This window comes from Bacillus sp. EB106-08-02-XG196 (assembly GCF_013396335.1).
Taxonomy (GTDB): Bacteria; Bacillota; Bacilli; order Bacillales; family Cytobacillaceae; genus Neobacillus.
This window is the reverse complement of record NZ_JABWSY010000002.1, coordinates 289,432-312,746: the sequence shown is the minus strand read 5'-3', so window position 1 is coordinate 312,746 and position 23,315 is coordinate 289,432. Positions and strand designations below refer to the sequence as shown.

25 protein-coding genes and 1 other annotated feature are annotated in these 23,315 nt (G+C 38.4%); of the genes, 24 read left to right on the top strand and 1 reads right to left on the bottom strand.

What is annotated here, in order from left to right; genetic code table 11:
• Positions 1–26: 26 nt before the first annotated feature.
• The 6 genes from dnaK (at position 27) to deoC (ending at position 7,128) form a co-directional block, all read left to right on the top strand.
• Positions 27–1,859 carry a molecular chaperone DnaK gene (dnaK, locus tag MLOOGBEN_RS05140; protein WP_179157180.1) on the top strand — a complete coding sequence of 611 codons (1,833 nt, stop codon included), beginning with the start codon at positions 27–29 and terminating at the stop codon, positions 1,857–1,859.
• A gap of 188 nt (positions 1,860–2,047) precedes the next feature.
• Positions 2,048–3,178: a molecular chaperone DnaJ gene (gene dnaJ, locus MLOOGBEN_RS05135; protein ID WP_179157179.1), complete on the top strand. Its 1,131-nt coding sequence runs from the start codon at positions 2,048–2,050 to the stop codon at positions 3,176–3,178.
• A gap of 17 nt (positions 3,179–3,195) precedes the next feature.
• Positions 3,196–4,137, top strand: a complete 942-nt coding sequence (prmA, locus tag MLOOGBEN_RS05130; protein ID WP_179157178.1) for a 50S ribosomal protein L11 methyltransferase — start codon at positions 3,196–3,198, stop codon at positions 4,135–4,137.
• Positions 4,138–4,241: 104 nt separating this feature from the next.
• A complete protein-coding gene (locus tag MLOOGBEN_RS05125) occupies positions 4,242–4,994 on the top strand; it encodes a 16S rRNA (uracil(1498)-N(3))-methyltransferase (RefSeq protein WP_179157177.1) in 753 nt (250 codons plus the stop codon).
• 5 nt (positions 4,995–4,999) lie between these two features.
• The gene (mtaB, locus tag MLOOGBEN_RS05120) at positions 5,000–6,358 is read left to right on the top strand and encodes a tRNA (N(6)-L-threonylcarbamoyladenosine(37)-C(2))-methylthiotransferase MtaB (protein WP_179157176.1); all 1,359 of its coding nucleotides are present in this window, start codon (positions 5,000–5,002) and stop codon (positions 6,356–6,358) included.
• Between the two features lie 95 nt (positions 6,359–6,453).
• Complete coding sequence (gene deoC, locus MLOOGBEN_RS05115; RefSeq protein ID WP_179157175.1) at positions 6,454–7,128, top strand: deoxyribose-phosphate aldolase; 675 nt, start codon at positions 6,454–6,456, stop codon at positions 7,126–7,128.
• 30 nt (positions 7,129–7,158) lie between these two features.
• Here deoC and MLOOGBEN_RS05110 read toward each other — a convergent pair whose 3' ends face one another.
• On the bottom strand, positions 7,159–8,088 hold the full coding sequence (locus MLOOGBEN_RS05110) for a Na/Pi symporter (protein ID WP_179157174.1): 930 nt from the start codon (positions 8,086–8,088) through the stop codon (positions 7,159–7,161).
• Between the two features lie 211 nt (positions 8,089–8,299).
• Between MLOOGBEN_RS05110 and rpsU the strand changes: the two genes are divergently transcribed.
• The 18 genes from rpsU (at position 8,300) to MLOOGBEN_RS05020 (ending at position 22,978) form a co-directional block, all read left to right on the top strand.
• A complete protein-coding gene (rpsU, locus tag MLOOGBEN_RS05105) occupies positions 8,300–8,473 on the top strand; it encodes a 30S ribosomal protein S21 (RefSeq protein ID WP_007087607.1) in 174 nt (57 codons plus the stop codon).
• A 15-nt stretch (positions 8,474–8,488) separates the two neighbouring features.
• On the top strand, positions 8,489–8,935 hold the full coding sequence (locus MLOOGBEN_RS05100; protein ID WP_095250131.1) for a GatB/YqeY domain-containing protein: 447 nt from the start codon (positions 8,489–8,491) through the stop codon (positions 8,933–8,935).
• 114 nt (positions 8,936–9,049) lie between these two features.
• Entirely contained in the window at positions 9,050–9,682 is a 633-nt protein-coding gene (locus tag MLOOGBEN_RS05095; protein ID WP_179157173.1) for an NfeD family protein, read from the top strand.
• 53 nt (positions 9,683–9,735) lie between these two features.
• Positions 9,736–10,701: a flotillin-like protein FloA gene (gene floA / locus MLOOGBEN_RS05090; RefSeq protein WP_133367663.1), complete on the top strand. Its 966-nt coding sequence runs from the start codon at positions 9,736–9,738 to the stop codon at positions 10,699–10,701.
• 33 nt (positions 10,702–10,734) lie between these two features.
• Positions 10,735–11,166 (top strand): hypothetical protein, encoded by a 432-nt coding sequence (locus MLOOGBEN_RS05085; protein ID WP_179157172.1) that lies wholly within the window; start codon positions 10,735–10,737, stop codon positions 11,164–11,166.
• Positions 11,167–11,261: 95 nt separating this feature from the next.
• Positions 11,262–11,564: a sporulation protein YqfC gene (gene yqfC / locus MLOOGBEN_RS05080; RefSeq protein ID WP_179157171.1), complete on the top strand. Its 303-nt coding sequence runs from the start codon at positions 11,262–11,264 to the stop codon at positions 11,562–11,564.
• Positions 11,561–12,754 (top strand): sporulation protein YqfD, encoded by a 1,194-nt coding sequence (gene yqfD / locus MLOOGBEN_RS05075; protein WP_179157170.1) that lies wholly within the window; start codon positions 11,561–11,563, stop codon positions 12,752–12,754. Before yqfC ends, yqfD begins: the two co-directional genes overlap by 4 nt.
• On the top strand, positions 12,751–13,719 hold the full coding sequence (locus MLOOGBEN_RS05070; protein WP_179157169.1) for a PhoH family protein: 969 nt from the start codon (positions 12,751–12,753) through the stop codon (positions 13,717–13,719). Before yqfD ends, MLOOGBEN_RS05070 begins: the two co-directional genes overlap by 4 nt.
• Positions 13,720–13,907: 188 nt before the next feature.
• Positions 13,908–16,076 carry an HD family phosphohydrolase gene (locus MLOOGBEN_RS05065; protein WP_179157168.1) on the top strand — a complete coding sequence of 723 codons (2,169 nt, stop codon included), beginning with the start codon at positions 13,908–13,910 and terminating at the stop codon, positions 16,074–16,076.
• A complete protein-coding gene (ybeY, locus tag MLOOGBEN_RS05060; RefSeq protein WP_179157167.1) occupies positions 16,073–16,546 on the top strand; it encodes an rRNA maturation RNase YbeY in 474 nt (157 codons plus the stop codon). The genes MLOOGBEN_RS05065 and ybeY overlap by 4 nt, the downstream gene beginning before the upstream one ends.
• Positions 16,530–16,907, top strand: coding sequence for a diacylglycerol kinase family protein (locus tag MLOOGBEN_RS05055; RefSeq protein WP_179157166.1), 378 nt, complete (start codon positions 16,530–16,532; stop codon positions 16,905–16,907). Before ybeY ends, MLOOGBEN_RS05055 begins: the two co-directional genes overlap by 17 nt.
• Positions 16,908–17,101: 194 nt before the next feature.
• Entirely contained in the window at positions 17,102–17,500 is a 399-nt protein-coding gene (locus MLOOGBEN_RS05050) for a cytidine deaminase (protein WP_179157165.1), read from the top strand.
• Positions 17,493–18,413, top strand: coding sequence for a GTPase Era (gene era, locus MLOOGBEN_RS05045; RefSeq protein WP_179157164.1), 921 nt, complete (start codon positions 17,493–17,495; stop codon positions 18,411–18,413). The genes MLOOGBEN_RS05050 and era overlap by 8 nt, the downstream gene beginning before the upstream one ends.
• A 168-nt stretch (positions 18,414–18,581) precedes the next feature.
• Positions 18,582–18,725 carry a YqzL family protein gene (locus MLOOGBEN_RS05040; RefSeq protein WP_075686228.1) on the top strand — a complete coding sequence of 48 codons (144 nt, stop codon included), beginning with the start codon at positions 18,582–18,584 and terminating at the stop codon, positions 18,723–18,725.
• A gap of 31 nt (positions 18,726–18,756) precedes the next feature.
• Positions 18,757–19,512: a DNA repair protein RecO gene (recO, locus tag MLOOGBEN_RS05035; RefSeq protein WP_179157163.1), complete on the top strand. Its 756-nt coding sequence runs from the start codon at positions 18,757–18,759 to the stop codon at positions 19,510–19,512.
• Positions 19,513–19,560: 48 nt separating this feature from the next.
• Positions 19,561–19,746 (top strand) — a binding site (T-box leader).
• Between the two features lie 69 nt (positions 19,747–19,815).
• Positions 19,816–21,198, top strand: a complete 1,383-nt coding sequence (locus tag MLOOGBEN_RS05030) for a glycine--tRNA ligase (protein ID WP_179157162.1) — start codon at positions 19,816–19,818, stop codon at positions 21,196–21,198.
• A gap of 266 nt (positions 21,199–21,464) precedes the next feature.
• Positions 21,465–22,100 (top strand): transcriptional regulator CcpN, encoded by a 636-nt coding sequence (gene ccpN, locus MLOOGBEN_RS05025; protein ID WP_218781039.1) that lies wholly within the window; start codon positions 21,465–21,467, stop codon positions 22,098–22,100.
• Between the two features lie 68 nt (positions 22,101–22,168).
• Complete coding sequence (locus tag MLOOGBEN_RS05020) at positions 22,169–22,978, top strand: pyruvate, water dikinase regulatory protein (protein ID WP_179157161.1); 810 nt, start codon at positions 22,169–22,171, stop codon at positions 22,976–22,978.
• The last annotated feature ends 337 nt before the right edge of the window (positions 22,979–23,315 follow it).

Below are 23,315 nucleotides of genomic sequence, written 5' to 3'. Positions count from 1 at the left end.
TATTAATACTTAGGAGGAAAAGGGAAATGAGTAAAATTATCGGTATTGACCTTGGTACAACAAACTCATGTGTTGCTGTTCTTGAAGGCGGCGAACCAAAGGTTATTCCAAATCCAGAAGGAAACCGCACAACACCATCTGTAGTAGCGTTTAAAAATGGCGAACGTCAAGTAGGGGAAGTAGCAAAGCGTCAAGCAATCACTAACCCAAATACCATTATGTCTATTAAACGCCATATGGGTACAGATTATAAGGTAGAAGCTGAAGGGAAAAATTATACTCCACAAGAAATGTCAGCCATTATCCTTCAATATTTAAAATCTTATGCTGAAGATTATTTAGGGGAGCCAGTTACAAAAGCTGTTATTACCGTACCAGCTTACTTTAATGATGCAGAGCGTCAAGCAACTAAGGATGCAGGTAAAATTGCTGGCTTAGAAGTTGAACGTATTATCAATGAGCCGACAGCTGCAGCACTTGCATTCGGTCTAGATAAAACAGATCAAGACCAAACTGTGCTTGTTTACGATCTTGGCGGCGGTACATTCGACGTATCCATCCTTGAACTTGGAGATGGCGTATTCGAAGTAAAATCAACTGCTGGTGACAATCGTCTCGGCGGAGATGACTTTGACCAAGTAATTATTGATTACTTAGTAGAACAATTCAAAAAAGAAAATGGCATTGACCTTTCTAAAGATAAAATGGCATTACAACGCTTAAAGGACGCAGCAGAAAAAGCGAAAAAGGATTTATCAGGTGTCACTTCTACTCAAATTTCCTTACCGTTTATCACTGCTGGAGCAGCTGGACCACTTCACCTTGAAGTGACAATGTCAAGAGCTAAATTTGATGAGCTATCTGCTCACCTTGTTGAGCGGACAATGGGACCAACTCGCCAAGCATTAAGTGATGCTGGTTTATCTCCATCACAACTTGATAAAGTTATTCTCGTTGGTGGGTCAACTCGTATTCCTGCTGTTCAGGAAGCAATCAAAAAAGCAACTGGTCAAGAGCCACACCGTGGGGTTAACCCAGATGAAGTAGTAGCAATGGGTGCTGCCATTCAAGGGGGCGTAATCACAGGTGATGTTAAAGATGTAGTATTACTTGACGTTACACCACTTTCACTTGGTATTGAAACAATGGGCGGTGTATTCACAAAGTTGATTGACCGTAATACAACAATCCCAACGTCAAAATCTCAAGTGTTCTCTACTGCTGCTGATAATCAAACAGCCGTTGATATCCACGTTCTTCAAGGGGAACGACCAATGGCGAATCTGAATAAAACATTAGGTCGCTTCCAATTATCTGATATTCCACCAGCACCACGTGGAATTCCACAAGTTGAAGTAACTTTTGATATCGATAAGAACGGTATCGTTAATGTACGTGCTAAAGACCTTGGCACAAATAAAGAGCAGCAAATTACAATTAAATCTTCAACTGGTCTTTCTGATGAAGAAATTCAAAAAATGGTTAGAGAAGCAGAAGAAAATGCTGAAGCTGACAAACAGCGTAAAGAAGAAGTGGAACTTCGCAATGAAGCAGACCAATTAGTGTTTACGACTGAAAAAACATTAAAAGACTTAGAAGATAAAGTGGATGCTTCTGAAGTTGCAAAAGCTAACGAAGCAAAAGATGCTTTAAAAGAAGCAATTGAGAAAAACGACCTTGAAGAAATCCGTGCTAAAAAAGACGCTTTACAAGAAATTGTCCAAGCGTTAACGGTTAAGCTTTATGAACAAGCGGCTCAGGCAGCACAAGGAGCACAAGGTGCAGAAGGCGGAAATGCTAGTCCTAAGGATGACAATGTAGTCGACGCTGAATTTGAAGAAGTCAAGGACGAAAAATAGAATTGGCTATGTAATTTTTGAAAAAGTCAAAGTCAGCAAAGGGGCTTTGGCTTTTTCTTTGTTAAGGGTATAGACAAATTATTGTTCAGCTATAGCCGATGAGCAAGCGCCTTGCGCTTTTCTTATTGCAATCATCTTCTTATAGATGTTAAAATAATCTTTATGTGAAAGATTCGGGAGTGGTAATCATGAGTAAACGGGATTACTATGAGGTGCTAGGTGTCAGTAAGAGCGCCTCTAAGGATGAACTTAAAAAAGCATATCGGAAGCTCTCCAAACAATATCATCCTGATATTAATAAAGAGTCCGATGCTGCAGATAAATTTAAAGAAATTGCTGAAGCTTATGAGGTTTTAAGCGATGACCAAAAAAAGGCACATTATGATCAATTTGGTCATACCGATCCAAACCAAGGCTTTGGAGGCGGCGCTGATTTCGGCGGCGGCTTCGGTGGTTTTGAGGATATCTTTAATACGTTTTTCGGTGGCGGCGGAGGATCACGCAGGCGTGATCCTAATGCCCCTAGACAAGGTGCTGACTTACAGTACACGATGACAGTTTCGTTTGAGGAAGCAGCATTTGGAAAAGAAACAGATATTGAAATTCCACGTGAAGAAACCTGCGGTACATGCAGCGGATCTGGTGCTAAAAAAGGAACAAAAGCTGAAACATGTCAGCACTGTCATGGAACAGGACAGTTAAATGTTGAACAGAACACACCTTTTGGCAGAGTGGTCAATCGCCGTATTTGTCACCATTGTAATGGCACAGGAAAAGAAATTAAGCATAAATGTGCTACCTGTGGCGGTAGTGGTAAGGTGAAAAAACGCAAAAAGATTCATGTGAAAATTCCTGCAGGTATTGACGATGGACAACAGTTAAGGATTTCTGGACAAGGTGAGGCCGGTATAAACGGAGGTCCATCTGGTGATCTTTATATAGTTTTCCACGTAAGAGAGCATGAGTTTTTTGAAAGAGATGGCGACGATGTTTATTGTGAAATGCCTATCACCTTTGTTCAAGCATCGCTCGGAGATGAAATTGAAGTCCCAACCTTGCATGGCAAAGTAAAAGTTAAGGTCCCATCTGGTACACAGACAGGAACAAAATTCCGACTCAAAGGTAAGGGAATCCCAAATGTACGCGGATATGGAACCGGGGATCAGCACATAATCGTCCGTATTATTACTCCAACTAAGTTAACGGATAAACAAAAGCATCTTCTTCGTGAATTTGCAGAACTTAGTGGAAATTCACCAATTGGTGAACATGAAGAAGGTTTTTTCTCAAAAGTAAAACGAGCCTTTAAAGGCGAGTAAGGATTGGAGCTGGTAGAATGAAGTGGTCTGAATTTAGTATTCACACTACAAACGAAGCGATTGAACCAATATCACATATTTTACACGAGGCCGGTGCCAGCGGTGTAGTTATTGAAGATCCTTTTGAGCTAACAAAGGAAAGGCAAGATCAGTTCGGGGAAATCTACCAACTCAATCCAGATGATTACCCTGAAGAAGGTGTTATCGTTAAAGCATATTTACCTGTTAACAGCTTTCTAGGTGAGACCGTGGATGGTATTAAAGAATCCATTAATAATCTAATCATCCACAATATCGATATTGGAATAAATAAAGTAACCATTAGTGAAGTAAATGAAGAAGAATGGGCAACAGCATGGAAGAAATATTACCATCCTGTTAAAATTTCAGAGAAGTTTACGATTGTTCCTACTTGGGAGATATACACGCCAGTCAGCAGTGATGAATTAATCATTGAACTGGATCCTGGGATGGCTTTCGGAACTGGAACGCATCCGACTACGGTCATGTGTATTCAAGCATTAGAAAGATCTGTTAGGCCGGGTGACAGGGTAATAGATGTTGGTACTGGCTCGGGTGTCCTTAGTATTGCTGCTGCCATGTTAGGCGCAGAGGATGTTCGTGCCTATGATTTAGATGAAGTTGCTGTAACTTCAGCGCGACTCAACATCAAGCTTAATAAAGTAAGCGACAAAGTAGCCACTTCGCAAAATAATCTATTAGATGGTGTAGAAGAGAATTCTGCTGACGTTGTCGTTGCAAATATTTTAGCGGAAGTTATTCTACGTTTCACAGATGATGTAGCACGTGTTGTTAAGCCTGGAGGAACTTTTATTGCCTCAGGAATTATTCAGCAGAAGAAAGATCAAGTAAAAGAAGGACTCGTTCAGTCTGGATTTGAAATCATTGAAACCATCTTGATGGAAGATTGGGTTGCAATTATCGCTAAAAGGACATAATTTTTAAAAAAGGGGATAAACCCCCTTTTTTCTATTTCACTGCTTTAAAAGTGAGATTTAATGCAGTACAATAAAGAGTAAAATCTTTTAGAGGGGTGCATCGTGTGCAACGCTACTTTGTTAAACAACGAGCAAATGAAAATAGTTTTGTGATTGATGGTGATGACCGCCACCATATTATCAAGGTTATGCGTATGGAAATCGGAGACAAAATCATTTGTGTTGATCCAAATGGGAATGGTGCAGTGTGTGAAATTGCAAAAATTACCGATGAACAAGTCGTTGCAGACGTTGTACAATGGAAAGATGAGAAGTCAGAGCTTCCTATTTCAATTACGATTGCCAGCGGACTTCCAAAAGGGGACAAACTTGAATGGATTATTCAAAAAGGTACTGAACTTGGTGCCAGCGAATTTATTCCTTTTTCTGCCCGTCGTTCCGTCGTAAAATGGGATGATAAAAAAGCCGGTAAAAAAGTAGAGAGATGGCAAAAAATTGCCAAAGAGGCAGCAGAACAATCCCATCGTGGATTTGTCCCTGAAATTATCAGCCCAATGAATTTTAAAGCTTTGATAGAGAAAAGCAAAAATTTTCATTATAAATTAGCTGCTTTTGAAGAAGAGAGCAGAAATGGTGAAACATCTGTTTTTTCAGCAACATTACAAAAAATGAAACCAGGGGAATCGCTGTTTTTGGTATTTGGTCCTGAGGGTGGACTAGCTGAAGAAGAGGTTAACGTACTACGGGACAATGATTTTGTCCTTTGCGGATTAGGTCCGCGTATATTAAGAACGGAAACTGCGCCACTGTATGCTCTAGCGGCGATTTCCTACCATTTTGAATTAATGAGGAGATGAATACAATGCCAACAGTCGCTTTTCATACACTTGGATGTAAAGTGAATCATTATGAGACTGAAGCAATCTGGCAATTGTTCAAGCAAGAAGGCTACGAACGAGTTGATTTTGAATCAATCTCTGATGTATATATCATTAATACTTGTACGGTTACAAATACAGGCGATAAAAAAAGCCGTCAAGTGATTCGCCGTGCGGTCCGCAAAAACCCTGACGCCGTTATTTGTGTGACAGGATGTTATGCGCAGACATCACCTGCAGAAATTATGGCAATACCTGGCGTTGATATCGTAGTTGGGACACAGGACCGGGTAAAAATGCTTGAATATATTGAACAGTATAAAACAGAACGCCAGCCAATAAATGGTGTTGGTAATATCATGAAGAATCGTGTCTATGAAGAGCTTGATGTTCCTGCATTTACCGATCGTACACGCGCTTCATTGAAAATTCAAGAAGGCTGTAACAACTTCTGTACTTTTTGTATAATCCCATGGGCACGCGGGCTAATGAGATCTCGTGATCCAAAGGAAGTCATTCGCCAAGCACAGCAGCTTGTGGATGCTGGTTACAAAGAAATTGTATTAACCGGAATTCATACAGGTGGATATGGAGAGGATATGAAGGATTACAACCTAGCCTTGTTGCTTCGTGATTTAGAAGCTCAGGTGAAGGGACTTGCACGTCTCCGAATTTCTTCTATTGAAGCAAGTCAAATCAGTGATGAAGTAATTGAAGTAATTAAACACTCAAATATTATTGTTCGTCATTTGCATATCCCAATTCAATCAGGTTCAAATACAGTATTAAAAAGAATGCGTCGTAAATATACGATGGAATTCTTTGGCGAAAGATTAGACCGCCTTAAAGAAGTACTTCCTGGTCTTGCTGTAACATCAGACGTAATTGTTGGTTTTCCTGGTGAAACGGAAGAAGAATTTATGGAAACATATAATTTTATTAATGAACATAAATTTTCTGAACTACATGTTTTCCCTTATTCTAAGCGTACAGGAACACCTGCTGCCAGAATGGAAGACCAAGTGGACGAAGAGATTAAAAATGAGCGAGTGCACCGTTTAATTGCTCTTTCTGATCAATTAGCTAAGGAATATGCTTCGAAATTTGAAAGTGACGTATTAGAAGTGATACCCGAAGAAGAATTCAGCGAGGGACTGTATGTAGGATATACAGATAATTATTTGAAAGTGGTATTCCCTGCAACAGAAGAAATGATTGGTAAACTTGTAAAAGTGAAGATTTCAAAAGCCGGCTATCCTCATAATGAAGGACAATTTGTCCGAATTGTTGAAGATGAACCAGTTAAATTTGAAGTATTTACAGAAGAAGAAGCTGCCATTTAAGGACCTATTTTGGTCCTTTTTTTTATCTTGATTTGGGTATTCTATTGTTAGAATCAACTTTCTTTCAACTACAGATTTGAAAAGGGGCTAAGAAAATGGCTACTGCTAATGTTGCTTCGATGATTGACCATACTTTGTTAAAAGCAGATGCTACGCGTCAACAAATTGAGACCCTTTGCCAAGAAGCTAAGGAGCACAAATTTTTCTCGGTTTGTGTAAACCCTACTTGGGTTAGTACTGCGAGAGGCTTATTGAGTGGAAGTGGCGTTAAGGTTTGTACTGTTATTGGGTTTCCACTCGGTGCTGCTACTCCGGAAACCAAAGCATTTGAGACAAAAAATGCAATAGAGAATGGTGCAGATGAAGTTGACATGGTAATCAATATCGGCGCATTGAAGGATAAAAATGATGAGTTAGTGGAAAAGGATATTCGTGCAGTTGTTGAAGCTGCAAAGGGCAAAGCATTAACGAAGGTTATCATTGAAACAAGCTTGCTTACAAGGGAAGAAAAAATTCGCGCCTGCGAGCTAGCAGTAAACGCAGGAACAGACTTTGTTAAAACATCGACTGGATTCTCGACAGGCGGTGCTACAGTTGAAGATATTAAGCTGATGAGAGAAACTGTGGGGCCTGATATTGGAGTTAAAGCCTCCGGAGGGGTTCGTAATACGGAAGATACCGAAAAAATGATTCAAGCAGGAGCGACGAGAATTGGCGCAAGTGCAGGAGTTGCCATTCTTCAAGGCTTAACTGTTACTTCAGATTACTAAAAAAGACGGCGATGGCCGTCTTTTTTGTGTTTATTTTATTTTTTCACCATGGACTTTCAGGATCATTTCACCAAACTTTGTCGCAAAAGGCAGGACCATGATGGATGAAACGACGTTAAATATAACACTAATATGTGCTAGTTGAATCATTTTTTCATCCGCTAATAAATGAGCATTTTCGGACAAAGCGGGGATAAAGGGAGTAAAAAGTAAAACACCAGCTACATTGAGCCAAACGTGTGCAAAGGCAGCTAATCTTGATTCTTTCCCGCCTCCAATAGATGCGATCATTGCCGTTATACATGTCCCGATATTAGCACCAAATACGATAGCGATACCTGCATCAAGGTGAAGAAGACCTGCGGTTAAAAAACCCATGGTGATACCGGTCATCGCTGTACTAGATTGAATGATAGCAGTAATAACTGCTCCAGTTACTATACTTAATAAAATATTATCGTTAATAGAGAGGATAAAATTATTGATAAATGGGAGGGCGGTTAATGGCTGAGCTAACAGCTCAAAACCTTTCATAGCTGTAAAAACTGAGGCGATACCAAAGGTGACCATACCAATGCTTCTAATCTTGATCGGTTTAAAAAAGGTAAGTAAGGCTCCAATAATAGCAAGGGGTACTAGAATTTTATCAAGATTGAAGGTAATTAGCTCTGTCTTAAAGGTTGTTCCGATATTTGTACCCAAAATAATCCCGATTGATTGGGGAAAAGTCATGATTTTTGCTGAAATTAAGCCAATCGTGATAACCATGACTGCAGAACTGCTCTGTAATAATGCCGTAACAAAAGTGCCTGTCACCATACCTTTTAGTGGTGTGCTTGTTAATTTGGTCAGCCATCCTTTTAATTTATTCCCCGACAAATTAAATAATCCAAACCTAATAATGGTCATGCCAAAAATAAATAATAAGATAAATAAGATAAATAATACTATGTATAGCATGTCTTCACCCCTCTCTTCATTGTATGCCTGAGGGAAGGGGACATGCCAGATTTATAGAGGTTGTTCAAAAAATTGTGGATTTATGAATAAAATTAGTAAAAGCTTGTTTCATCTCTATAAATACAGTTGACCTTGATTACAGGTTATATTATAATTGCAAGGTACATGGATTGAGTGTAAGTGTGTTGTGTTTCGGAGGGAGGGAAAGAGAATGTCTAAAACCGTCGTTCGTAAAAACGAATCGCTTGAAGATGCTCTTCGTCGCTTCAAACGTACAGTATCAAAAACTGGTACTTTGCAAGAGGCAAGAAAGCGCGAATTCTACGAAAAGCCAAGTGTAAAGCGTAAGAAAAAGTCTGAAGCAGCAAGAAAACGTAAGTTCTAAGAGAGGGTGTAATTTATGAGTCTTCTCGAGCGTTTAAATAGTGACATGAAACAAGCGATGAAAAATAAGGAAAAAGACAAACTCATAACGATTCGGATGGTCAAAGCTTCATTGCAAAATGAAGCGATTAAGCTTGGAACAAAAGAGCTTTCCGAAGAGGTTGAGTTAACTATCCTTTCTCGCGAAGTGAAGCAACGCAAAGAATCCCTCCATGAATTTGATAAAGCAGGTCGTCAAGACCTTGTTGATAAATTGCGTGCAGAATTGGCTATCGTCGAACTGTATTTACCGAAGCAGCTTTCCGAAGAGGAGTTGTCAGAAATTGTTAAAGAAACAGTCTCTGAAGTCGGTGCAAAATCAAAAGCGGATATGGGAAAAGTGATGGCTGCGATTATGCCTAAAGTAAAGGGTAAAGCAGACGGGTCACTTGTAAATAAATACGTACAACAACACCTTTCATAATTATTCTGACAACCAAAGCCGCAAGCGTAAAGCTTGCGGTTTTTCATTTTGGAAAGTTGAAACTTATTTGGATTTAAAACGTATACATAGTGTCGACATGAAGGGAGGATAAATATGGTTGAATTTCTAACAAACCCAGTCGTTGTAACGCTGCTATTAACGATTGCAGGGGCAGCTATTGTCTATGAGCTGTTTTCGTCAAAGTTTGGAATATCAGGATTCATCGGTTTATTTGCATTACTTCTTTTCTTTTATGGACATTTTCAAGCAGGTCTTGCTGGTTTCGGAACGATCATGTTATTTGCTGTAGGAATCATGCTTATTTTCTTAGAATTTTTTCTTCCAGGGGCCATTTCAGGAACACTAGGATTGGCAGCATTAATCGCAAGTCTTTTTCTAGCAGGAGAAAATCCATTGAGTATCGGAATATCCATTTTCATTTCTATTTGTGTATCGATTGCCATGCTTTTTATTATGGTTAAGGTTTTACGAAAAAAAATAGTTTTATTTAATCGTATGATTCTATTTGATTCAGCAAAAAAAGAGGATGGCTATGTGTCTAATGTGAATCGTACAGATTTAATAGGAAAAGAAGGGATTGCACTGACAGTATTAAGACCGTCTGGAACAGCAGTTTTTAATAAAGAAAGAATCGATGTTGTGACTGAAGGCGATTTCATTGATCAAAACTCAAAAATCACTGTAGTTAAGGTTGAAGGAGTTCGTATTGTAGTCAGGAAAGTATAATGAAGGACTAAAAGGAGGTAAGTGCTGTGGAATTAACAAGTGGAACTTTATTTATGATTGGTATTATCGTTGTGGCGTTAATTTTTCTCGGAATATTATTATCTTTTGTTCCGGTAATGCTTTGGGTTTCTGCTCTTGCTGCAGGAGTTCGAATCAGTATCTTTACACTAGTAGGGATGAGGCTTAGACGGGTTACACCGAGCAGAGTAGTAAATCCACTCATTAAAGCGCATAAGGCAGGATTGAACGTAACAACAAATCAGCTCGAAAGTCACTACCTAGCAGGTGGGAATGTGGATAGAGTGGTGAATGCTTTAATCGCTGCCCATCGTGCAAACATTGAGTTATCATTCGAACGGTGTGCCGCAATTGACCTTGCAGGACGTGACGTCTTAGAAGCAGTGCAGATGAGTGTAAATCCAAAAGTAATCGAAACCCCATTCATAGCTGGTGTTGCCATGAACGGTATCGAAGTAAAAGCAAAAGCGAGAATTACCGTACGTGCAAATATCGACCGTCTTGTCGGTGGCGCGGGTGAAGATACTGTCGTTGCACGTGTTGGTGAAGGTGTCATATCGACGATTGGTTCCTCCCTGGATCATAGTAAAGTGCTAGAGAGCCCTGAACTGATTTCGCAAACAGTCTTAGCTAAAGGATTAGATTCTGGTACCGCTTTTGAAATTCTTTCGATTGATATTGCCGATGTTGATTTAGGCAGAAATATCGGTGCTGAGCTGCAAACGGAGCAGGCGGAGGCCGATAAGAAAATTGCCCAGGCAAAAGCAGAAGAGCGCAGGGCGATGGCTGTCGCAACTGAACAGGAAATGAAGGCAAAAGTAGAAGAAATGAGAGCAAAAGTTGTAGAGGCAGAGGCAGAGGTGCCGCTGGCTATGGCAGAAGCATTAAAATCCGGTAATATCAGTGTCATGGAATATATGAATTATAAAAATATTTCTGCTGATACCGATATGCGCGGTTCTATCGGCAAGATGACAGGTGATAAAAAAGACGACAAATAAACCACCAATTTTTCCTAAAGAAGGAGGGTGGATATGGAGACCATTTTATTTTTAATTATTGCTGGAATCCTCTCATCAATCTTTGGTAAAGCGAAGGGTAAAAGTAATCCGGGAAGAAGAACAAAGACATTTCCTGCAAAAGGGTTTGATGATTTTCGCACAAAGGTTGAACAACAAATGATGGGCATTCCAAGAAACAAAGGACAGATATCTACAGGCCAGCCTGCAAAGCAATCTAATATGCAGAGTATGGAGGAGAAATATCAAGAGATAAAGCAGATCCCAGTTATCTCGAAAACGCAAGTAAAGCAAATGCAGCCTAGTAAACCAGCCAGAATCGAAGTGGAATCTGACGACATCCCATTTGAAAAACCAGGTGATAAAACGATTATTAATGGAATTATTTGGGCTGAGATACTAGGTGAACCACGAGCTAAAAAGCCATACTTCCCGAGAAAAAGCTAAATAATTCATTTTGAAAGCCTTCTAATTCAATAGAAAAAGGTGTGCTAGAACGCCCTTTCATTTCATATTATGAGATGAAAGGGGGTTCTTTTTTTATGGCAAAAAAATGGGGCCTGCGTGTCCGGAACTGGATGGCACAAAAAATGGATCTTCCTCAAGATGTCATGATGGATTTACCCCGGATCACCATGATTGGGCAAATCCATATATACATTGAGAACCATAGAGGATTGATTACTTTTACAGATAAAGAATTGCGTCTGTTGTTAAAACAGGGTCAATTGCAAATAAGAGGGAATTCTTTCGTGATTAAAACCATATTACCTGAAGAGATTTTACTTGAGGGGAAAATTGATCAGGTCATTTATATAAATGAAAATCCAGGAGGAGCAAAATGAAAAACCAATGGATCGAATTTTTTACTGGCAAAGTAACGGTTAAAGTTTCGGGAAGGGGAATAGAAAGATTTTTAAATGTTCTTACTAGAAACGGACTATTGATTTGGAATGTGAAACGACATGGGACTGAAACGATTACTTTCACAATGAGACTCGGTGATGCTTTAAAAATCAGACATTATGCAAGAGAAAAAGAATGCTCCATTACATTCTTAAGGAGGGCAGGGCTGCCTTTTTTATTTAAGCGATTATTGAAAAATAGCGGGTTTGTTGGTGGAGCTATTCTTTTCCTCATGATTATTATGTTTTTATCTAATGTTATATGGGGCATTGAAATTAAGGGGGCTAAACCTGCAACGGAGTATCAGATTCGCAAAGAATTGGACAAGATGGGTGTAAAAATCGGAAAGATTCAGTTTTTTGTGGATAATGTAGAGGGAATTCAAAGGAAATTAACTAATAATATTGGTAACCTTACCTGGGTTGGTGTGGAGTTAAAGGGGACAACCTATCATCTTCAAGTGGTCGAGAAAAAGGAACCAGAAAAGCCAGAGCAGCTTCCGCCAAGAAACCTTGTTGCAAAAAAGAAAGCCATCATAGCATCTATGTATGTAGAGACCGGACAGAAAGTGGTTGATCTCCATGATCATGTGGAAGCAGGGGATTTACTTGTTTCCGGTGTAATTGGAAAGGAAGGTCAAACGCAGCAAGTTGCTGCAGTCGGTGAGGTTTGGGGGGAAACGTGGTATAGAAGCCATGTTGAACTGCCATTGAAAACGAATTTCTTTGTATTTAATGGACAAGAAAAGCAAAAGCACTCATTAATCCTAGGAAATTTAGAGATTCCTATTTGGGGATTTGGTGAACCGGAATTTAAGGAATATGAGGCAGAAAAAAATGTTAAGAGTATTCATTTTCTCAAATGGGAGCTGCCAATTTCCGTCGGGAATGAAACAATAAGAGCCCGAGAACAGATGACCCGAACTTATAATAAAGAGGAAGCTGAAAATATTGCAATTGAATTAGCAAAAAATAAAATAAAAAGTGGGTTGGATGAAGAAGCTATTATAAAAGATGAAAAAATTTTACAAAAAGAGTTGAAAAATGGTAAAGTTATCCTAGATATTCACTTTAAAATTATCGAAAATATTGCGGTTGGACAACCAATACCCAAGGAGACTCCTGAATGACAGTAAAGTTAAAAACAATAAATGTACAACTTGAAAATCCAACTGAAGCGATTGCCCTTATTGGCAATGCGGATGCAAATCTAAAAATAATTGAAGAAGAACTCGAAGTATCGATTGTCACACGCGGAGAATCTGTCAGTCTTTCTGGAGATGAAGAAAGAGTGATGCTTGCCAGTCAAATTCTAGATAAGCTTATTTTTGTTATAAGAAAGGGTGTAACCATTAGCCAGAGGGATGTTTTGTCTGCCATCCAAATGGCTCAAAAAGGTACTCTCGATTACTTCGATAATCTCTATGATGAGGAAATCGCAAAGAATGTAAAAGGAAAGAGTATTCGTATCAAGACGCTGGGACAAAGACAATATATAATGGCGATCAGACAGAATGACCTTGTGTTTGGAATTGGCCCAGCGGGTACCGGCAAAACGTATTTAGCCGTGGTAATGGCGGTAAATGCATTAAAAAATGGTCAGGTAAATAAAATTATTCTAACAAGACCTGCGGTAGAAGCTGGAGAAAGTCTGGGATTTTTACCTGGTGATTTAAAAGAAAAGGTGGATCCATACCTACGGCCTCTCTATGATGCACTGAATGACGTTTTAGGTACCGAACATACTCAAAGGTTAATCGAACGTGGGACCATTGAAATTGCGCCGTTAGCCTATATGAGGGGTCGGACACTAGACGATGCCTTCGTTATATTAGATGAGGCCCAAAATACCACTCATGCTCAAATGAAGATGTTCCTGACAAGGCTTGGATTCGGTTCAAAAATGGTTATAACCGGTGATACAACGCAAATCGATTTACCTAAAGGTGCAAAATCAGGGCTAATAGCCGCTGAAAAGATCTTGTTAGGTGTAAATGGAATTTCTTTTGTTTTCTTAGAACAAAGCGATGTTGTTCGTCACCCGCTTGTCGGCAGGATTATCGAGGCATACGAAAAGAAGCCCCTGCAAAGCTAAAGTACAGGTAAAGGGATAAACCGTCTAATGGTTTATCCCTTTTGCCATATAATCATAACAATTGGCTTGCAAAAATAACCTATCTTTTATTAGAGGATGAAACTTCAGGAAAAAACTGTTATCATTTTACATAAAGCGTGTTTACATACTTGACTACGGTTATTTTTGGTGCTTTTGGGGGGAGTTAGTTGAAAAAAATACAGCAATACTTAATTCAAATAAAAAAGCTTCTAGATTATACCTTCTTCAGAGTATTAGTGTTTGTTGTTTTAGGAGTCATTCTATTTACCTCTATGTATGGAAATGTAAAGCCTGAAAAACTCGATATTAGTCTATTAACAGTAGCTGAGAAAACCATTCGTTCCCCTGCAACGGTAGAGGATAAAATTAGTACAGAAAAAAAACGTCAAGAAGCATTGGACCAAGTTCAAGACGTATACACATTAAAAAAAGAATATTCATCCAATCAAGTAGATTTGATTTCATCCATTTTTGACTCAGCTGTAGAAGTAACTGAAGAAATCGAGGATGAAATGAAAAAACAGATTGCGACAGATGAAGAACCTTTAGATTTACAGCAGCCAACCGTTGAAGAAGAAGTAACCATGCTAAAGGCGAAATTAACAGATCGTGTAATCAAGGATTTATCAGCGCGTGTTTTTTCCGCACTTGTCCAAGCCAGCAATGATGAATTAGCGATTGCAAAAGACTTGACGGTAACAGCCATTAACAATGTTATGAACAAGCGAATTTCTGCAGATGATGTAGAAAATGCAAAAAAAAGCCTGGAAGAAGAATTAAAATTCACGACCTTAAATAGTGACTTAAAGAATGCAGCCATAGAATTAGGCAGATATGCAGTCATTCAAAATGAGTTTTATGATCCAGAGGCAACGGAGGAGCTGCGTAAACAAGCAGCAGAATCTGTCGAGCCTGTTAAAATCCTGCAGGGGCAAATTATTATTGAAGAGGGTAAATTAATCCGTCAGGAAGAATTTCGACAGTTAGAACTAGTAGGATTATTAGACAACAAACAGTCGTATAAACCATTCATTGGTTTAATTATCTTAATTTCAATTATTCTTTCGTCACTTTATTATTATTTCTATCAAATGAAGGAGCACCCTGAAAAGAGACATACCAACCTGCTCTTGTTTGGGATTATTTTTATCCTGACATTTTTTGTTTTGAAAATTGTCAGCATGCTTCAAATTTTCAACTATTCAGGGATTGGATATTTATTCCCTGCTGCAATGGGCGGAATGTTAATTAAGATATTAATTGATGAAAAACTTGCGATTCTTTCATCGATAATCATTTCTATTTTTGGCAGTCTTTTATTCAATGAAGGGGTTTCTGGAACGCTTAATTTTTCAGTGGGAATCTATATATTGTTTAGTGCTCTCTCAGCTTTGCTCTTTTTAAGTGATCAAAATCAGCGCTCTAAAATACTGCAAGCTGGTTCCTTTGCAGCTGCAGTAAATCTTTTTACCATTTGGGCACTTATGTTTTTACCGAATGGACAATTTTCAGGATTGGAATATGGGTATTATATCTTAACAGCCATTTTTTCAGGAATCGGTTCAGCTGTTTTGACGATGGGGTTATTACCGCTCTTTGAAACAAGCTTTGGAATTCTATCAACCATGAAGTTGATTGAGCTTTCAAACCCTAATCATCCACTTCTGAGGAAAATTTTAATGGAAGCACCTGGGACTTATCACCATAGTGTTATGGTTGCTAATTTAGCGGACGCAGCCTGTGAAGCCATTGGTGCAAATGGGCTGCTTGCTAGGGTAGGCTGTTATTACCATGATATTGGGAAAACAAAACGTCCGAACTTTTTCATAGAAAATCAGATGCACCGTGAAAACCCGCATGACCGGCTGCCGCCTGATAAAAGTGCTAATATCATTATTTCACACGTAACAGATGGGGCAGCAATATTAAAAAAATACAATATGCCAAAGGAAATTATCCATATAGCTGAACAACATCATGGAACTACATTATTAAAATTCTTTTACCATAAGGCTATACAAGGCGTACAGGATGTCAAGGAAGAGGATTACCGTTATCCTGGTCCAAAGGCACAGACGAAAGAATCAGCAATTGTGGGTATTGCTGACAGCGTGGAGGCTGCTGTTAGATCCCTTAACCAGCCCACGCCTGAAACGATTGAATCGCTCGTTAAGAAGATTGTTTCAGAACGGCTTCAGGATGAGCAATTAAATGAATGTGATTTAACTTTAAAAGAATTAGAAATGGTGTCGCACTCGTTTTGTGAAACGTTAAAGGGGATTTTCCACTCGAGAATCGAATATCCAGAAATGACGAAGAAGGTGGTCCAAGTATGAACAAGTTGATGATTGATTTAGAGGACGAAACAAATCAACTTTCTACCGAGCAAATGGAACAAATCGAAAAACTGCTGAATTTTGCAGCTGGTATAGAAAATGTTGAAGACAGTAGCGAGGTTTCTGTTACATTTGTATCCAATGAAAGAATTCACGAAATTAATAAGGAATTCAGGGATAAAGATGCCCCCACGGATGTTATTTCATTCGCGATGGAAGAGCTTGGTGAGGGAGAAATACAGTTGATAGGGGCTGAGCTTCCGCGTGTCTTGGGGGACATCATCATTTCTATACCAAAGGCAGAAGAACAGGCAAAGGAATATGGGCATTCATTTATTCGCGAACTAGGCTTTTTAGCTGTCCATGGTTTCCTTCACCTACTCGGCTATGATCATATGGAAAAGGATGAGGAAGAAAAAATGTTCTCTCGACAGAAAGAAATTTTAGACGTTTATGGACTTACACGATAAGCCTGTTCGTTTATGGAAATCCTTTTCTTTTGCTTTAACAGGAATTAAGGCAGCCCTTTTGACGGAAAAGAATATGCGCATTCATTTTTTTGTCTCTCTTGTAGTGATTGGGTGTTCAATATTATTTTCCATTAGTAAACTGGAATGGTTATTTGTGTTTCTAGCAATTGGAGGAATTTTCTCTCTTGAATTAATGAATACAGCTGTCGAGAGGGTTGTAGATTTAATTACAGAGGAGTACCACCCACTTGCTAAACAAGCAAAAGATTTAGCTGCCGGAGCGGTTTTTATTTATGCTATTATTGCGGTTGTGATTGGAATTATGGTCTTTACACCATATTTTTTTAGATGGTTGTTCTGATGTAATTTGAAATGGAATTACGAATTCGGTACAATAACTTATCAGCCCTAACCTAATCTAGATGAATTAGCTGATTTTTATGAAAATTCAAATTTTTTATATTACTTTTTCGCTACAAGTGATGATTTTGTAACATTTTTAGGGTAAAATAAAGAAAGCGGCAGATAATTACTGCTGGAAGGGAAGATTGAATTTTGAACACCGAGAAATTAATCGAAGAGTCAAAAAAAGCAAGAGAAAAAGCCTATGTTCCTTACTCTAATTTTCAAGTAGGAGCTGCCATTTTGACAACTGATGGAAAAGTATATCATGGCTGTAATATTGAAAATGCCGCTTATAGCATGTGCAATTGCGCTGAACGTACTGCATTATTTAAAGCTTATTCTGAAGGTGATCGAGACTTTAAAATGCTTGCAGTAGTGGCTGATACTGATCGACCGTGCTCGCCTTGCGGGGCATGCCGGCAGGTAATCTCGGAACTATGTCCAAGTGACATGAAGGTTGTACTTACCAACTTAAAAGGCGATATTTTAGAACTTACTGTAGCTGAGTTACTTCCAGGTGCCTTTTCTCCGGAGGATTTACATGCATAGTAACGATAATAAAGGTTATAAATCAGGTTTTATTTCAATTATTGGACGTCCAAATGTAGGGAAGTCAACATTTCTTAACCGGGTTATTGGTCAGAAAATTGCTATTATGAGTGATAAACCACAGACAACTCGAAATAAAATTCAGGGTGTATTAACCTTAGATGATACCCAAATGGTCTTTATTGACACTCCAGGGATTCATAAGCCGAAGCATAAACTAGGCGATTTTATGATGAAGGTTGCACAAAACACATTAAAAGAAGTTGATTTAATCCTTTTTATGGTAAATGCTGAGGAAGGGTTTGGCCGTGGGGAAGAATTTATTCTTGAAAAGTTCGAAACCGTCAACACACCAATCTTCCTTGTTATAAATAAAATCGATCAAATACACCCAGATGAATTACTGCCACTAATTGAATCATATAAAGAAAAGTATCCTTTTAAAGAAATTGTTCCTATTTCAGCGCTTGAAGGAAATAATGTGGAACGTTTACTAGAACAGATTAAAGTTTATTTACCTGAAGGACCGCAGTATTATCCTGCAGATCAGGTTACCGATCACCCAGAAAGATTTATTATCACAGAGTTAATTCGAGAGAAAGCATTGCACTTAACACGTGAAGAAATTCCTCATTCCCTTGCTGTTGTTCTAGATAAGATGGAACGTCAACACGGAGGTAAGGATATCATTCATGTAATGGCTACTGTTATTGTGGAGAGAGATTCTCAAAAGGGCATCATTATTGGGAAACAAGGGAGTATGCTTAAGGAAATAGGAAAACGTGCCCGAGTGGATATTGAAAATCTTTTAGGGTCAAAAGTTTTCTTGGAGCTTTGGGTTAAAGTTCAAAAGGATTGGCGTAATAAAATGTCCCAACTTCGCGATTATGGCTTTAACGAAGATGAATATTAATACTAACAATCTAGACCCTAACTAAAATATTAACGCTTATATAGAATTATGCATGGACAACATTAACAAAATTTTCGTCTTATGATTTTTGCTAAGGCAGGCTATGATAATTGTAAGGTTTGGGATTCTTTAAAAGGCTAGTCTAAATCATGAAAGGTGGGGTTTTCGATGATGGATTTTACGTGGAAAGTATTCCTACAGACAGGTAATATTGACACATATCTTCTCTTTAAAGAGCTTGAGAAGGAAAACCAAGAAATACCCGGAAATCAGAATGAAGATCTAGCGCAAATGGATTTTCCCGTTTCATAAGTTTGTCTAATGTATCGGGATGGTGACATATATGCTCCAAAAGTGTGAAGGCATCGTCATTAGAACTACAGATTATGGTGAAACCAATAAAATTATTACCTTATATACAAGGGAATGGGGAAAGATTGGTGTTATGGCAAGAGGTGCTAAAAAGCCAAACAGCCGACTTTCCTCTATTACCCAGCTATTTACTCACGGTTACTTTCTAGTCCAAAGAGGTACTGGATTAGGGACTCTTCAACAGGGAGAAATGATTACTAGCTTTCGGAGTATTGGTGAAGATATATTCCTAACTGCCTATGCTAGTTATATTGTAGAATTAACAGATAAGTGTACGGAGGATAAGAAACCAAACCTATTTCATTTCGAACTGCTTTTTCACACACTTAATTATATGAATGAAGGATATGATTCAGATATTCTAATGAATATCTACGAGATGAAAATGTTGAATGTATTGGGATTATATCCAATTCTTAATCAATGTTCCGTTTGCGGCAGCACAGACGGACTTTTTTCTTTTTCAATTCGTGAGGGAGGCTTTATCTGCCACCGCTGTTTACAGAAGGACCCGTACCATTATAAATTATCGCCATCATCTGTAAAATTATTACGGTTATTTTATTTTATTGATCTTTCAAGACTAGGAAATATCACTGTTAAACAGGAAACAAAGGATGAATTAAAAACCGTAATTTCAGCTTATTATGATGAATATTCAGGTCTTTATTTAAAAACAAAGAAATTTCTGCAGTCCATGGAAAAATTTCGAGATCAATTATTGTGAATGATTGACTTTTATTTTAGATTTCGATATGATGTGTTTTAATAATAAATAGATGCGTTGATGGAAAAGAGTACTTAGCAATCTTTATAAAAGCGAACCTAGGATGGTGTGAGCTAGGGTATAGGGACCTAAGGAAGGCGTTCTTGAGCATATCATGTGTGAAATTACACATCAAAGAGGCTGCATTAATATGCAGCAAATAGGGTGGAACCGCGGGTAACTCTCGTCCCTATGCTTATTTTAAGCATAGGGACGAGAGTTTTTTATTTTCAATTTTTTATTAAACGAAGAGGAGTTAGGAAAATGAAAGTATCAATGGAGCAAATTGTTTCTCATGCGAAGCACAGAGGATTTATCTTTCCAGGATCCGAAATATATGGAGGACTTGCAAATACATGGGATTATGGACCATTAGGTGTTGAATTTAAAAATAACATTAAACAGGCTTGGTGGAAAAAGTTTGTTCAAGAGTCTCCATACAATGTCGGTTTAGATGCAAGCATCTTAATGAACCCGAAGACTTGGGAGGCTTCTGGTCATATCGGTAACTTTAATGACCCAATGATTGATTGTAAAAACTGTAAAGCCAGACACCGTGCCGATAAATTAATTGAAAATGCTCTTGATGAAAAGGGAGTCGAGATGATCGTTGATGGACTTCCGTTTGATAAGATGGAAGAGCTTGTAAAAGAACATAATATTGCTTGCCCAGATTGCGGCAGTCATGATTTTACAGGCATTCGCCAATTTAACCTTATGTTTAAAACCTTCCAAGGGGTAACTGAATCTAGCACGAATGAAATATTCCTACGCCCTGAGACAGCTCAAGGGATATTCGTTAATTTTAAAAATGTTCAGCGTACAATGAGAAAGAAATTACCTTTTGGGATTGCACAAATCGGAAAAAGCTTCCGTAATGAAATCACTCCTGGTAACTTTACTTTCAGGACTCGTGAGTTTGAACAAATGGAGCTTGAGTTTTTCTGTAAGCCTGGCGAAGACTTGAAATGGTTCGATTATTGGAAAAACTTCGCAGAACAATGGCTTCATTCTTTAGGGCTAACCAAGGAAAATTTAAGACTTCGTGATCATTCAGAAGATGAACTTTCACATTATAGTAATGCGACTACTGACTTTGAATATAAATTCCCATTTGGCTGGGGAGAACTTTGGGGTGTTGCTTCACGGACGGATTATGATTTAAAGCAGCATATGCAATTCTCTGGTGAAGATTTTAATTATATTGATCCAGAGACAAATGAAAGATACATTCCTTATTGTATCGAGCCTTCTCTAGGTGCTGACAGGGTAACATTAGCATTTTTAATAGATGCCTATGACGAAGAACAGCTTGAAGATGGTACATCCAGAACGGTTATGCGCTTCCATCCGGCACTGGCACCGTTTAAGGCAGCGATTCTTCCGTTGTCAAAGAAACTCTCCGAAGAAGCAAGAGAAGTCTATGCAACACTAGCAAAGCATTTTTCCGTTGATTATGATGAAGCAGGTTCGATTGGAAAGAGATACCGCAGACATGACGAAATTGGTACTCCATTCTGTATCACCTTTGATTTTGATTCAAAAGAAGACAAAATGGTAACCATCAGAAATCGTGACACAATGGAGCAAACCCGTGTACCAATCGCAGAACTAGTCACATTCATCCAAGAAAAGATTATGTTTTAATTCTATTTTTTGAAAAGCTAATTTTATTTGTGCACTCTGTTGATTGGAACGGAAGGCACGAGACTCCTCGAAAATGCTATCGCATTTTCTTCGTGCGTGGGAGGATTCGAGGAAGTAAATTCAAAGTCCTGCAGGAGGACGGGACAGGGGAGACCCCGCAGGCGCTTTAGCGCCGAGGAGGCTTCCCGAACCGCCTGCGGAAAGCGAAGTGCCTGGAGTGGAAATCAACAGACACGTTAAAAAGCAAGTTACATAATGGATTAAATATGGTGGTGAGAAAAATAGAACTGACCAAACGCCAAGAAACTATTATTCAAATAGTAAAGGATAATGGGCCGATAACTGGGGAAAGCATTGCTGAACAGCTAAACCTAACAAGAGCAACATTAAGACCCGATTTATCCATATTAACAATGGCAGGATATTTGGACGCAAGACCTCGTGTAGGTTACTTTTATACAGGGAAATCTGGAACGCAGTTATTGACAGAAAACCTCCAGAAGATTCTTGTACGAGATTATAATTCAATCCCTGTCATAGTGAGGGAAAATGTTTCAGTTTATGATGCGATTTGTACAATGTTCCTTGAGGATGTGGGAACATTATTTGTTGTAGATCAAAACGCTCTGCTAGTTGGGGTTTTATCAAGAAAAGATTTGCTTAGAGCCAGTATCGGCAAACAGGAGCTTACGGCACTGCCAATAAACATCATTATGACTAGAATGCCTAATATTACAATGTGTGAAATGGATGACTTATTAATCGATGTCGCTAAGTTACTAATCGATAAACAAATTGACGCGTTACCTGTAGTAAGGCAGTCAGAAAATGGTTATGAAGTAATCGGCAGAATAACTAAAACAAATATCACAAAAGCATTTGTTGCCTTGGGTGATGAGTGATTTGTAATATCTATGGCCCAGACCTAGATAAATAATAAAAGTAATTCCAGAGGAGCTGTTGAGGAAGAATGATCACACCAGTCATATATGTAGTATCTGATTCAGTGGGGGAAACAGCTGAATTAGTTACAAAAGCAGCAATCAGCCAGTTTAATGGATCAGGAATGACATTGAAAAGATTCCCTTATGTGGAGGACAAGGAACATATTGATGAAGTAATTTCGCTAGTTTCAATGGACCACGCTATGATTGCATTTACTCTTGTAAAACCTGATATGAGGATTTATATGAAGGAAAAAGCGGATGAAGCGGGAATTTACGCTGTTGACTTAATGGGACCAATCATGGATCAAATTCAAATTTTTAGTGGGAAAACCCCTCTGTGCGAACCCGGACTTGTAAGAAAACTTGATGAAGACTATTTTAAAAAAGTAGAAGCCATTGAGTTTGCTGTGAAATATGATGATGGAAGAGACCCACGGGGAATATTAAAAGCGGATATTGTCTTAATTGGAGTATCTAGGACGTCAAAAACTCCTTTGTCTCAATATTTAGCTTTAAAACGTTTAAAAGTTGCCAATGTACCCCTAGTTCCAGAAGTGGACCCTCCAGAGGAAATATATAAAGTGCCCGCTGAAAAATGTTTTGGACTAAAAATCAGTCCGCAAAAACTAAATAATATTAGGCGTGAACGGTTAATCTCACTCGGATTAAATGACCAGGCAAGCTATGCAAATATTGAACGAATTCGTGATGAATTAACCTTCTTTGAAAAAATAGTAAATAGAATTAATTGTCCAGTTATTGATGTTACCAATAAGGCTGTGGAAGAAACAGCAAATGTTATTCTAAATTACTTTCATAAAAGAAGGTCCTAACACATAATCTTAGATTATGTGTTTTTCAAATAAGGCTAAAAAAGTATGGAAATGTAGAAAAGAATGTACTATAATAAAAAATTGTGATAAAAATGCATCTTTTAGGTTTAGACTTGCATGTATACGAATAAACTATTTATTGTTAGATGTCAAGGGAACCTAAAGAAAAAAATTCGACATAAGTCTTTTAAGGGCTATTCAGATCTCACATTTATTAATTCTGAATATTTAAGTACAACTACCCTAATGATGCGCCATTTAGGGCTTGCTAATTGGCAAGTTTACTTAAAAAAGTTAACATCTTAAAGAAGGAATATCCTGAGAGATGTAGAATTAA